The 12,315-nt window shown below is 62.7% G+C and carries 10 protein-coding genes; 8 read left to right on the top strand and 2 right to left on the bottom strand.

Annotated elements, in window-relative coordinates; all coding sequences use genetic code 11:
* Positions 1 to 75: 75 nt before the first annotated feature.
* From glgX to PMI24_RS06670, 8 genes are all read left to right on the top strand, one after another.
* Positions 76 to 2,235: a glycogen debranching protein GlgX gene (gene glgX / locus PMI24_RS06705; protein WP_007952110.1), complete on the top strand. Its 2,160-nt coding sequence runs from the start codon at positions 76 to 78 to the stop codon at positions 2,233 to 2,235.
* 1 nt (position 2,236) lies between these two features.
* On the top strand, positions 2,237 to 3,235 hold the full coding sequence (locus PMI24_RS06700; RefSeq protein WP_007952108.1) for an acyl-CoA dehydrogenase family protein: 999 nt from the start codon (positions 2,237 to 2,239) through the stop codon (positions 3,233 to 3,235).
* The gene (locus PMI24_RS06695) at positions 3,232 to 3,990 is read left to right on the top strand and encodes a PIG-L deacetylase family protein (RefSeq protein WP_007952107.1); all 759 of its coding nucleotides are present in this window, start codon (positions 3,232 to 3,234) and stop codon (positions 3,988 to 3,990) included. The genes PMI24_RS06700 and PMI24_RS06695 overlap by 4 nt, the downstream gene beginning before the upstream one ends.
* 10 nt (positions 3,991 to 4,000) lie before the next feature.
* Complete coding sequence (locus PMI24_RS06690) at positions 4,001 to 4,600, top strand: class I SAM-dependent methyltransferase (RefSeq protein WP_007952106.1); 600 nt, start codon at positions 4,001 to 4,003, stop codon at positions 4,598 to 4,600.
* A complete protein-coding gene (locus PMI24_RS06685) occupies positions 4,597 to 5,256 on the top strand; it encodes a glycosyltransferase (RefSeq protein WP_007952105.1) in 660 nt (219 codons plus the stop codon). Before PMI24_RS06690 ends, PMI24_RS06685 begins: the two co-directional genes overlap by 4 nt.
* 183 nt (positions 5,257 to 5,439) lie before the next feature.
* The gene (locus PMI24_RS06680) at positions 5,440 to 6,201 is read left to right on the top strand and encodes a PIG-L deacetylase family protein (RefSeq protein ID WP_007952104.1); all 762 of its coding nucleotides are present in this window, start codon (positions 5,440 to 5,442) and stop codon (positions 6,199 to 6,201) included.
* A gap of 91 nt (positions 6,202 to 6,292) precedes the next feature.
* A complete protein-coding gene (locus PMI24_RS06675; protein ID WP_007952102.1) occupies positions 6,293 to 7,090 on the top strand; it encodes an endonuclease/exonuclease/phosphatase family protein in 798 nt (265 codons plus the stop codon).
* A 389-nt stretch (positions 7,091 to 7,479) separates the two neighbouring features.
* Positions 7,480 to 8,550, top strand: coding sequence for an autotransporter outer membrane beta-barrel domain-containing protein (locus tag PMI24_RS06670; protein WP_045121676.1), 1,071 nt, complete (start codon positions 7,480 to 7,482; stop codon positions 8,548 to 8,550).
* A gap of 147 nt (positions 8,551 to 8,697) precedes the next feature.
* On the opposite strand, the gene glgB is transcribed toward PMI24_RS06670, so the two are convergent.
* Both glgB and PMI24_RS06660 read right to left on the bottom strand, forming a co-directional pair.
* Entirely contained in the window at positions 8,698 to 10,929 is a 2,232-nt protein-coding gene (gene glgB / locus PMI24_RS06665) for a 1,4-alpha-glucan branching protein GlgB (RefSeq protein ID WP_007952098.1), read from the bottom strand.
* A 2-nt stretch (positions 10,930 to 10,931) separates the two neighbouring features.
* The coding region (locus PMI24_RS06660) for a putative maltokinase (protein WP_007952096.1) at positions 10,932 to 12,315 on the bottom strand (1,384 nt) is incomplete at its 5' end.

Raw genomic sequence — 12,315 nt, 5'->3', positions numbered from 1 at the left:
GGCGGGTTCGCCCGCCACCGAGGGCGCACTCGTCCTCGAAAAAATGCCAACCCCCGATTTTTTGCAGGAGCACCTATGACCCGTCCAAAGAAAGCCGAGCCCGCCGCGCACGCCGAACCCTCGCGCATCCGTGAAGGCCTGCCCTTCCCGCTCGGCGCAACCTGGGATGGTCTGGGGGTGAACTTCGCGCTGTTTTCCGCCAACGCCACCCGGGTCGAACTGTGCATTTTCGACGATGCCGGCGAAGTCGAACTCGAACGCATCGAGCTACCGGAATACACCGACGAGATCTACCACGGCTACCTGCCCGATGCGCATCCGGGGCTGATCTATGGCTACCGGGTCTACGGTCCGTACGACCCGGCCAACGGCCACCGCTTCAACCACAACAAATTGCTGATCGACCCGTACGCCAAACAACTGGTCGGCCAGTTGAAATGGTCCGAAGCGCTGTTCGGCTACACCATCGGCCACCCGGACGCCGACCTCAGCTTCGACGAACGCGACAGCGCGCCCTTCGTCCCCAAGTGCAAAGTCATCGACCCGGCACACACTTGGGGCCATGACCACCGCGTCAGCGTGCCGTGGGACAAGACCATCATTTACGAGACCCACGTGCGCGGCATCAGCATGCGTCACCCTTCGGTGCCGGAGAACGTGCGCGGGACGTTCGCTGGGCTGATGGTCGACGACGTGCTGGAACACATCCGCAAACTCGGCGTGTCGACCGTCGAGTTGCTGCCGATCCACGCCTTCGTCAACGACCAGCACCTGTTGCACAAAGGCATGACCAATTACTGGGGCTACAACAGCATCGCGTTCTTCGCCCCGGACCCGCGCTACCTGGCCAGCGGCAAGATTGCCGAGTTCAAGGAGATGGTCGCGCACCTGCACGAGGCCAATCTCGAAGTGATTCTCGACGTGGTCTACAACCACACCGCCGAAGGCAACGAGCAAGGCCCGACCCTGTCGATGCGCGGGATCGACAACGCCTCGTACTACCGTCTGATGCCGGACGACAAGCGCTTCTACATCAACGATTCCGGCACCGGTAACACCCTCGATCTGAGCCATCCGTGTGTGCTGCAAATGGTCACCGACTCGCTGCGCTACTGGGCCAGCGAAATGCACGTCGACGGTTTCCGTTTCGATCTGGCGACCATTCTCGGCCGCTATCACGACGGTTTCGACGAGCGTCACAGTTTCCTTGTCGCCTGCCGTCAGGACCCGGTGCTGCGTCAGGTGAAAATGATCGCCGAGCCCTGGGACTGCGGCCCCGGCGGTTATCAGGTGGGCAACTTCCCGCCGGGCTGGGTCGAATGGAACGACAAATTCCGCGACACCGTGCGCGCCTTCTGGAAAGGCGACGACGGCCAGCTCGCCGATTTCGCCAGCCGCATGACCGCCTCCGGCGAGATGTTCAACCAGCGTGGCCGTCGGCCTTATTCGTCGGTGAATTTCGTCACCGCCCACGACGGTTTCACCCTCAACGATCTGGTGTCTTACAACGACAAGCACAACGAGGCCAACGACGAAAACAATCAGGACGGCAGCAACAACAACCTGTCCTGGAACCACGGCGTCGAAGGCCCCACCGACGACCCGGAAATCAATGCGCTGCGCCACCGGCAGATGCGCAACTTCTTCGCCACCCTGCTCTTGTCCCAAGGCACGCCGATGCTGGTGGCCGGTGACGAATTCGCCCGCACCCAGGACGGCAACAACAACGCCTATTGCCAGGACAGCGAAATCGGCTGGGTCAACTGGGACCTGAGCGAGGACGGCAAGGCGCTGCTGAAATTCGTCAAACGCCTGATCAAATTGCGCCTGGCTTATCCGATCCTGCGGCGCGGGCGTTTTCTGGTCGGCGAATACAACGAGGACATCGGGGTCAAGGACGTGACCTGGCTCGCGCCGGACGCCACAGAGATGACCACAGAACACTGGCATGACGCGCACAACCGCTGCATGGGCATGTTGCTCGACGGTCGCGCCCAGGAAACCGGGATTCGCCGCAAGGGCGCCGACGCCACGTTGCTGCTGGTGGTCAACGCTCATCACGACATCGTCAACTTCACCTTGCCGGAAGTGCCTGAAGGCAGTTTCTGGACCTGCATGATCGACACCAACCAGCCATCGATCCGGGGTCAGGAACGCTTCACGTTCGGTCACGAGTACTCGGTCACCGGGCGCTCGCTGCTGCTGTTTGAACTGCAACGTGAGGAAGAGGACTGATATGGACTTGCCCGGCTATCTCTCACGGCACACCCCGGATTACCGCGACACGGCTGCCCTCGGCACATGCCTGCGGGAAATGGTCGAAGCCGGCCTCGACCATCTGCCATTGCCCGGCAGCGGTCGTACGCTGGAGCGCTGGCAACGGCTGTCCGAGGTCGGCGGGCATGATCTGGGGCTGTGCAAACTCTATGAAGGTCATACCGATGCGCTGGCGATCATCGAGCAACTCGGTGGCTCACCGACGCCCGGCAGCACGTGGGGCATGTGGGCGGCCGAACCACCGCAGGCGCGAGTTCGGGTCAGCCGCTCGGGACAACTGGTGCGGTTGAACGGGCGCAAAGCCTGGTGCTCCGGTGCGGCAGTGATCAGTCACGCCCTGCTTACGGCTTGGGATGAAGATGATCGTCAGCAACTGGTGGCCGTGGCTCTCGATCAACCGGGGGTGACCGTGACCGATCAGGGCTGGCAAGCGGTCGGCATGGCGGCCACCGGCAGCGTCGAGGTGCTGTTCGATGATGTCGAGGCACAGGCAATCGGCGACCCTGGCGACTACCTGCAACGTCCGGGGTTCTGGCACGGCGGAATCGGGATCGCTGCGTGCTGGTACGGCGCCGCGCGGGAGATCGGCGAACGCTTGCGTCAACAGTGCGCGCGACGTGAAGAGCCCCATGCGCTGGCCAGTCTCGGCGCCGTCGACAGCGCCTTGCACGGCGCCGCTCAAGCGCTGCGCGTCAGCGCTCTGGACATCGACAGCCATCCCCACGCCGACGCCGAGTTGCTGGCCCGCCGTGTTCGCGCCGTGGTCGAGGATGCCGCTGAACAGGTGATCCGCGAGACCGGTCGGGCCCTCGGCGCCGGGCCGTTCTGCAAGGATCCGCACTTTGCCCGCCTGGCGGCCGACTTGCCTGTCTATCTGCGTCAGAGCCATGCCGAACGGGATCTGGCAGCACTGGGCCAACTGATTGCGCAGCAACCGCGCGCGAGTTGGTCGCTATGAAGCGTAATCCGATCGTCGGCGAAGGAACCTCACTGCAGGAATGGCAGGGCTCACGGCATCTGGCGGCGGTGGACAGCATCGACATTCTGGATCTGGTCCCGCCGGGATCGCGAGCCGTAGTGATCGCTCCGCACCCGGACGATGAAGTGCTCGGTTGCGGCGGACTGTTGCAACGGCTCGCAGCGGCGGGACGCACCCTGCAACTGATCTCGGTCACCGATGGCAGCGCCAGTCATCCGGGCTCGGATCGCTGGCCGGTGGAGCGCCTGAGCGTGGTGCGCCCGCAGGAATCCGCCGAAGCCCTGCGTCGCCTCGGCCTGCCCATGCACCAGTTGCAATGGCTGCGCGGCGGCTTCCCCGACACCCAGGTTGCCGCGCGCGAGTCGATGCTGTGCGAATACCTGACCCGCTATCTGCAACCCGACGACGTGATCTTTACCACCTGGCGCGAAGACGGCCACAGCGACCACGAAGCCGTCGGCCGCGCCAGCGTCGAGGCGGCGCGCCGCGTGGGTGCGATTTGTCACGAACTGCCGGTCTGGGCCTGGCACTGGGCAACGCCTGAAGACGCCATCGTGCCGTGGGAGCGGGCGCGCAAAATCCTGCTCAGCCCGGCGCAGGTTGCGCGCAAGCGTCACGCGGTGCACGCCTTCGCCAGCCAGCTGGAAGGCGATCCCGAAGCCGGCCTGGCTCCGGTGCTCAAACCCTATGTCATCGATCGACTGCTGCAACCGTTCGAGCTGATCTTCCTATGAGTGTCTTTCTATGAGTGTCGAGGATCGCTACTTCGAAGGCCTGTTCAGAGGCAATAACGACCCCTGGGGATTTCGCCAGCGCTGGTACGAGCAACGCAAACGCCTTGTGACCCTGGCGGCCCTACCTCGCCCGCACTATCGGTCTATCTTCGAGCCGGGATGCGCCAACGGTGAACTGAGTGCGGCGCTGGCCGAACGCTGCGACCGGCTATTGTGCTGCGACACCAGCGCCGCCGCAGCCAATCTGGCACGCACCCGACTTAGCCTGTTCGACCACGCGGAGGTGCGTCATGGTCGCTTGCCGGGCGACTGGCCCGAGGAAAAATTCGACCTGATCGTCTTCAGCGAAATCGGCTACTACCTGGACCGACAGGATCTGACAGAGGTCATCCGGCGCATCAGCGATTCATTGACTGCCGACGGACAATTGCTCGCCTGTCACTGGCGCCCGCCCATCGAAGGTTGCCCGCTCAATGCGCGACAGGTTCACGACCTGATTCACGAACAGTTGCACCTGCCACGATTGGTCCTGCATCAGGAAGCGGATTTCCTGCTGGAAGTCTGGAGCCGCGAACCCCGCTCGGTGGCCGCGCTGGAGGGGTTGCGATGATTGGCATCCTGATTCCGGCGCACAACGAAGAAGAGTGGCTCGATGACTGCCTGCACGCTGCTTTGCGAGCTGGCGGACATCCCATGCTGGCCGGTGAACCGGTGGAAATTCTGGTGGTGCTGGACAGCTGCACCGATCGTTCGGCGCACATCGTCAGCCAGTATCCGGTGCTAGCTTTGAGCATCGAAGCGCGCAACGTCGGCCAGGCGCGGGCCATCGGTGCGCAGCAATTGCTTGAGCGCGGGGCGCGCTGGATTTCCTGCTCCGACGCCGACAGCCGCGTCGCCGAGGACTGGCTGGTGGCACAACTGGGGCTGGGCACCGATGCGGTGTGCGGCACGGTGACCGTTGACCGGTGGCATGACGGGTTCGATGAAGCGGCGCAGATTCGCTATCACCGTGATTACCGGGCCTGCGAAGGCCACCGGCATATCCATGGAGCCAACCTGGGCGTCAGCGCGCAAGCCTATGTCCGCGCCGGCGGCTTCGAGCCGTTGTCCTGCGATGAAGACGTGCAGCTGGTGCGTCAACTTGAGCGCTCAGGGGCCAGCATCGCCTGGAGCCATCGTCCGCAAGTCATCACCAGCGCTCGTCTGGACAGCCGCGCACGCGGCGGTTTTGGCGACTATCTGCGACAGCTGGCACAGACTGAATAAAAAAAAGCGGATCAGGTTGATCTGTGACGCGACGAACCGCCCGTCTTGAGCAATACTCTGCTGCGCAGCAATCCAGGGTTCGGAGCGCTGCCGGGCTATCCACCAGCCTTCACGGGTCGAACACACCTGGTATCACCAGCGTTTGGGCGACTGAGGGCGAGACACAACAAGGACGTATCACTCATGAAACCGTTATCCCTCAGCGAGAGCGGCCTGCCGGCGCAGATCTGGAACAGCGCCCCGCAGCTCGACAACATTCCCGTCATCAACACCCACACTTTGGTGCCACCTGGTGCCCGCGCCGTGGTCATCGCCCCGCACCCCGGCGATGAAGTGGTGACCTGCGGCGGCCTGCTGCAACTGCTTTCCAGCCTCGGACATCCCTTGCAACTGCTGTCGATCACCGATGGCAGCGCCAGTCATCCGGGCTCGCGCCAGTGGTCGGAGAAACGCCTGAGCGTGTTCCGCCCACAGGAAAGCGTTGAAGCCCTGCGTCGCCTGGGTTTGCCCATGCACAGCCTGAAATGGGTGCGCGGCGGGTTCACCGACAAAGCCCTGCTCGACCAGGAAACCCAACTGACCGACTTCATCGTCCGCTACCTGCGCCCCGGTGATGTGGTGTTCAGCACCTGGCGCGAAGACGGCACCGCCGATCATGAAGTGGTCGGCCGGGCGAGCGCAAAAGCAGCACAACAGGTCGGCGCCACCTACCACGACGTACCGGTCTGGGCCTGGCACTGGCCGGAACGGGATCAGGCGCAGATCCCGTGGCATCGCGCGCGCAAGCTGCGCCTCGACACCTGGACCGTCGCGCGCAAGAGCCACGCCACCCACGCTTACGCCAGTCAACTCAATGGCGAACCGGCGATCGGTATCGCGCCGCTGCTGCCCAAGTCGATTCTGGAACGCATGCGCCTGCCCTACGAGATCGTCTTCGTCGATTGACGGTCCGTCGGGCGCGGGCAGCCACTCAAAGTGAACTGCCCGCGCCCGGATCAGTCGCATGAACAGGCAGTCATGATTCAGAGGAGTGAACGTGTCCAGCGATCCCAAGCGTCATGCCGTCGACGCACAGACCTCGACCCCGTCCGCCATCCATCGCCTGCGGGTGCTGACGGTCAATACGCACAAGGGTTTCACCGCGCTCAATCGACGTTTCATCCTCCCGGAGCTGCGTGAAGCGGTGCGCAGCACCTCGGCCGATCTGGTGTTTCTGCAGGAAGTGGTGGGCGAACACGAGCGGCATTCCAGCCGCTACAACGAATGGCCGCAGACCTCGCAGTACGAATTCCTCGCCGACAGCATGTGGAGCGACTTTGCCTACGGCCGCAATGCGGTGTATCCCGATGGCCATCATGGCAACGCCCTGCTGTCGAAATACCCGATCCGCGAATACCGCAACCTCGACGTCTCGATCACCGGCCCGGAACGCCGCGGGCTGTTGCATTGCGTACTGGATGTACCGGGGCATGCCGAAGTGCATGCCATCTGCGTGCACCTGAGCCTGCTCGAAAGCCATCGGCAATTGCAGTTGCAGCTGCTCTGCCAGTTGCTCGAATCCCTGCCCGACGATGCGCCGGTGATCATCGCCGGCGACTTCAATGACTGGCAGTTGCAGGGCAACGTCGCCCTCGCCCGCCGCGACTACCTGCACGAAGCCTTCGAACGCCATCACGGCCGCCCGGCCAAGACCTACCCCGCGCGTTTCCCATTGCTGCGCCTGGATCGGGTTTATCTGCGCAATGCCAGCAGCCACGACCCGCAGATCCTCGGCAACAAACCGTGGACGCATCTCTCGGATCATTTGCCGCTGGCAGTTGAAGTGCATTTGTAGCGCGATACTGACAGCCGTCTTCACCCACAAAGCGATGCGAAACCGATGCCGCATTCGGTTTCGCAGACCGACTGTCGGCTATAAAACGTCTCTGCCTCGCGGCTTTCACAGCCATTGGCCCTACAAACAAGCACTTAGATAAATGCGCAAAAACAGAAACTTGCATCACCTGTTTTGACCCGACCGCTCATCGTCCAATTTCTTGACGCAGGGGCCCGGGTCTTCTTAGCTCTACCTTACTACCCCCGGAAATACTACTCGGGGCGAACCTCAGGTCACTCGTCAAAACGGGCGGCCAAGGCTTCGCCTCGCTCCATTCGGTCGCCCCTCGTTCGGGGTAGGAGAGACGCCAAGGCGAGATACCGCGTGCGCTAGCAAGGTAGACCTCCATGAAAACTTCACTCACCTCACAAGAGATCAAAATAACGTTCTGCACTGTTTCAAGTTCTATCTTGCTGTGCTCGTCCATGGAGGCGCAGGCGGGTCCTGTGGCGGACGAGGCGACGCCCTGGTATCGCCAGGACATTCCCGTCATGACCCTCCCCGCCACGGTCGTGACCCCGGGCCCGCAGCGGCTGAGCCCACAGCCGGACCTGCGCGGTACAAACCTGATCACCGAAGACCTCGCGCCCTCGGCCTGGGATCAGCTTTACGGAGCGACCTCCCGCCAGGCGCAAACCGATGTCCTCAGCCCGGGCTTCGCCACGCCCGGCACTGGCGACTTCAAGGGCCCCGCCGTGCTGACCCTGAAAAGCAACAGCGGCCACACCCAGCAGGTCGGCCTGATCGGCGGGGTCAACCAGATTCAGGGCAACAGCAACGGCCTGATCACCAGCCGCGCCCTCGCCGACCCGACCACCGATACCCTGAATCTGCAAGGCCAGAGCCTCGGCGCTTACTACAGCCTGATCGGCCCGCAGGGCTGGCACGTCGATCTGTCGGCCAGTGGCGGCCGGGTCAGCGGTTTCAGCCGTAACGAGCAAGGCGCACGCCTGGCCACCGAAGGCAGCGCGATGACGCTGTCGGTGGAAGGCGGGTTCCCGATCGGCCTGGGGGAAAACTGGGTGGTTGAACCGCAGGCGCAATTGATCAACCAGCGCATCACCCTGGACACGCCCTACGCGGGTTCGGGCAATGCGTCCTCCAGCGACATTTCATCGTGGAGCGGCCGGGTCGGTGCACGCTTGAAAGGTAGCTACGATCTGAACGGCCTGCCGGTCGAACCCTACGTGCGCACGAACTTGTGGCACACGGTGTACACCGGCAACACGGTGACGCTGGATCAGGTGGACAAGATCAGCAGCAGCCGCAAATCCTCGACCGTGGAAGTCGGACTGGGGCTGGTGGCGAAAATGACGCCGACGGTAAGCCTGTACGTCAGCGCCGATTACAGCAGCGATGTGGATGACAATGACCTGAACGGGTTGATTGGCAGCCTCGGCATTCGGATGCGCTGGTAAGGACGAGCCATCCCTGATGATCGTTCCCACGCTCTGCGTGGGAATGCAGCCCAGGACGCTCCGCGTCCCTTCCAGAGCTGGAACGCGGAGCGTCCCTTGAGGCATTCCCACGCGGAGCGTGGGGACGATCAGTACTCCGTGTGGGGGTCAGGCTTCCGGTTTAAGGATCAACACCGCCAATGGCGGTAAATTCAGTTCCAGCGACAACGCCTGCCCATGGCTGGCCACCTCTTCGGTGAACGCCCCGCCGCCGTTGCCATAATTGGAACCGGCGTAGGTGTCGGCGTCACTGTTGAGCAATTCCTTCCAGCGCCCGGCAAACGGCACGCCCACGCGATACGACTGGCGCGGCACCGGGGTGAAGTTGGCCACCACCAGCACCGGCGTGCCGTCCTTGCTCCAGCGCAGCCATGCGTAAACGCTGTTGATCGCGTCATCGCCAATCAACCACTGAAAGCCTTGCGGCACATCGTCCTGCTCATGCAGCGCCGGCTCTTCGCGGTAGAGCCGGTTGAGGTCGCCGACCAGTTTCTGCACGCCTTTGTGTTCCGAATACTGCAGCAGATACCAGTCGAGCTGCTGGTCGTGATTCCATTCGCGCCACTGGCCGAACTCGCAGCCCATGAACAGCAGTTTCTTGCCCGGATGGGTCCACATGAAGCTTAGATAGGCCCGCAGGTTGGCGAACTTCTGCCAGCGGTCGCCGGGCATCTTGTCGATCAGCGAATGCTTGCCGTGCACCACTTCGTCGTGAGAGATCGGCAGGATGAAACGCTCGGACCAGGCGTAGACCAGGCCGAAACTCAATTCGTTGTGGTGATGGGCGCGGTACACCGGATCCTGCTGGATGTAATGCAGCGAATCATGCATCCAGCCCATGTTCCATTTATAGGCAAACCCGAGACCGCCCTGCTGGGTGCTTTGGCTGACGCCCGGCCACGCCGTCGATTCCTCGGCGATCACCAGCGCGCCCGGTGCTTCCAGCGCCACTACGTCGTTCAAATGCCGCAGGAAGTCGATGGCTTCCAGGTTCTCGCGACCGCCATGGCGGTTCGGCACCCACTCGCCAGCCTTGCGCGAATAGTCGCGATAGAGCATCGACGCCACCGCATCGACTCGCAGGCCATCGACGTGGAAATGCTTCAACCAGTGCAACGCCGAGGCCAGCATGTAGCCGTGCACTTCGGTGCGGCCGAGGTTGTAGATCAGTGTGTCCCAATCCTGATGGAAGCCTTCCAGCGGGTTGCCATATTCATACAATGCGGTGCCGTCGAACTGCGCCAGACCGTGGGTATCAGTCGGAAAATGCGCCGGGACCCAGTCGAGAATCACCCCGATGTCGGCCTGATGGCAGGCGTTGATGAACGCCGCGAATTCATCCGGCGTGCCATATCGGGCGCTCGGGGCGAATTGCGACAGCAACTGATAACCCCAGGAACCGCCGAACGGGTGCTCCATGATCGGCATCAGTTCGATGTGGGTGAAACCCAGCTCCTTCACATAGGGAATCAGTCGTTCGGCCAGTTCCGGCCAGGTGTACTGGCGGGCCACTTCGCCGAGATCGTCGAGTTCGCATTGCCAGGAACCGGCGTGCAATTCATAGATCGACAGCGGCGCATTGTGCTGCTGGCGCTCGCGACGGCTGCTCATCCAGTCCTGATCCTGCCAGTCGATCTGCAACGGCGAGGCGACTTTCGAAGCGGTGTCCGGCGGCAGGCTGGTGGCCAGCGCCATCGGGTCGGCCTTGAGCGGCAGGATGCCGTGGGCGCCGAGGATTTCGTATTTGTACAGCTCGCCCGCCTGCAAGCGCGGAATGAACAATTCCCACACGCCAGACGGATGCCGCAGGCGCATCGGATGCCGCCGGCCGTCCCAGACGTTGAAATCGCCGACCACCGACACCCGCCGGGCATTCGGCGCCCACACGGCAAAGCGCACACCGTCGACGCCATCGACGGTTTTCAGTTGCGCGCCGAGGCAGCTGCTGAGGTCGCGGTGATTGCCTTCGGCGAACAGGTACAAGTCCATTTCCCCGAGCAACTGGCCGAAGCTGTAGGGATCTTCCGCGACCTGTTCACCACCGGCCCAGCGGGTGCGCAACAGGTACGGCCGTGAGCCTTCGAAATGCCCGACAAACAACCCCGGCGTTTCGGTGGCCTCCAGCGGACCGAGCTCTTCGCCACTGTTTTTATCGACGACAGAAACACTCAACGCGCCGGGCAGATACGCCCGGATAAATTGCCCGCCGGCACCATCGCCGTGGGGGCCAAGAATGGAAAACGGGTCGTGATGTTCTGCGCGCACCAAGGCATCAATGTCTTTTGCAGTGGGCAGCAATCTTTCTTTAGCGTGACCCTGTTCCCTGTTCGAGAAACTCATGACTACTCTCCACCAAGATCGGAAAAGGGTTTGAGCCCCGTCAATAACCCATACAGACCGTGCAGCGGCACGGGCAGCCAGGTGGGGCGATTTTCGGCTTCATAGGCCACTTCGTAGGCCGCTTTCTCCAGACCGAACAACGCCAGTGCGGCGTCGGCACCTTCAGGATCTTGCCAGGCATGATCAAGACTAGCTGCCGCTTGGCGATATGCCTGGAGAAATGCTTCCCGGGCTTCACGCAGGTAACGCTCCGTGACTCGCCGACGCGCGGCTTCGGCCTCGGGACTGTTGTCGACGTTGTGCACATTCAGGGCCATGGCCGCGGCATAGTCGAAGGAGCGCAGCACCCCGCTGACGTCTTTGTACGGGCTGTGCTTGCCTCGGCGCTCGGCCAGTGGCCGCGCCGGTTCGCCTTCGAAGTCGATCAGGTACGCGTCGCCCTTGATAACCAACACCTGCCCCAAATGCAGGTCGCCGTGCACGCGGATCCGCAAGCCGCCAGCGGATTGCTTCGCCAGTTCCTGCACGTGGGCAAGAATGGTTTTCTTGTTGTCGAGCAACCGAGCAACCAGCTTCTGATCCGCCGCATCGAGTTCGCCCTGATGCTGCTTGAGCAACTTCAACGCATGCTCGACCTGCGCCGCGACATCCTTGCCCGTCGCCTGCGCATCCTTGGTCGAACTGACTTGCGGCGCGAAATCCTTGTTGTCGCTCGGCGCGGCCAACACCTGATGCATTTCCCCCAGACGCTGGCCGAGCATCCCGGCGAAATCCTTCAGTTCACCCAAGGCGTTGTAGTGCTGCGCCTGTTCGGAAACAGCGTCGGCCAATTCGTCGCGCAGCGCCCGTTCGAGGTTGTTCTGCGTCCATTCCCAGGCGTCGCCCTGATTGCTCAGATAACCCTGCGCAATCATCAGCAGGTTGTCTTCGCCCTTCCCGTCCCGGCGAATCACCGAACCGAGCAGCGGTGAGATATTGGCAAATCCGGCCGCGGTCAGGTAAGCGCTCATCTCCAATTCCGGGTGTACGCCAGAAGCGACTTTGCGGATCAGCTTGAGCACCAGACTGTTGCCGATCACCACCGAACTGTTGGATTGCTCGGCGGACAGATAGCGCACTTCGGACTCCGCGCCGAGGCCGAGTTTCTCCAGTTGCGGCGTTGCCTCGAAACGGATCTCGCCCTCACTGGATTCCAGCACCGTCCCGCCCTGCATGCCTTCCAGCACCGCACGAATAAACGCTTCAAGACTGAAGGCGTCGGTGATCAAGCCGACCTGACGCACCCGGCGCACTCGGGCCAAAGCCAGTTGCTGCGGCAACGCCGGCCCGACCTGATCTTCGGCAATGAAGCCGAATGGCAATTGATAACGGCTGGGCTGCCCGCCG

This window comes from Pseudomonas sp. GM25, assembly GCF_000282255.1.
GTDB lineage: Bacteria > Pseudomonadota > Gammaproteobacteria > Pseudomonadales > Pseudomonadaceae > Aquipseudomonas > Aquipseudomonas aphyarum.
The sequence above is the reverse complement of the archived record's forward strand: the minus strand, read 5'-3'. Positions and strand labels throughout refer to the sequence as shown.

Bases quoted from the DNA above. Each gene is read 5' to 3' on its own strand.
- glgB (WP_007952098.1), bottom strand. From the start codon at position 10,929: ATGAGTTTCTCGAACAGGGAACAGGGTCACGCTAAAGAAAGATTGCTG.
- PMI24_RS06695 (WP_007952107.1), top strand. From the start codon at position 3,232: ATGAAGCGTAATCCGATCGTCGGCGAAGGAACCTCACTGCAGGAATGG.
- PMI24_RS06685 (WP_007952105.1), top strand. From the start codon at position 4,597: ATGATTGGCATCCTGATTCCGGCGCACAACGAAGAAGAGTGGCTCGAT.
- PMI24_RS06690 (WP_007952106.1), top strand. From the start codon at position 4,001: ATGAGTGTCGAGGATCGCTACTTCGAAGGCCTGTTCAGAGGCAATAAC.
- glgX (WP_007952110.1), top strand. From the start codon at position 76: ATGACCCGTCCAAAGAAAGCCGAGCCCGCCGCGCACGCCGAACCCTCG.
- PMI24_RS06700 (WP_007952108.1), top strand. From the start codon at position 2,237: ATGGACTTGCCCGGCTATCTCTCACGGCACACCCCGGATTACCGCGAC.
- PMI24_RS06680 (WP_007952104.1), top strand. From the start codon at position 5,440: ATGAAACCGTTATCCCTCAGCGAGAGCGGCCTGCCGGCGCAGATCTGG.
- PMI24_RS06670 (WP_045121676.1), top strand. From the start codon at position 7,480: ATGAAAACTTCACTCACCTCACAAGAGATCAAAATAACGTTCTGCACT.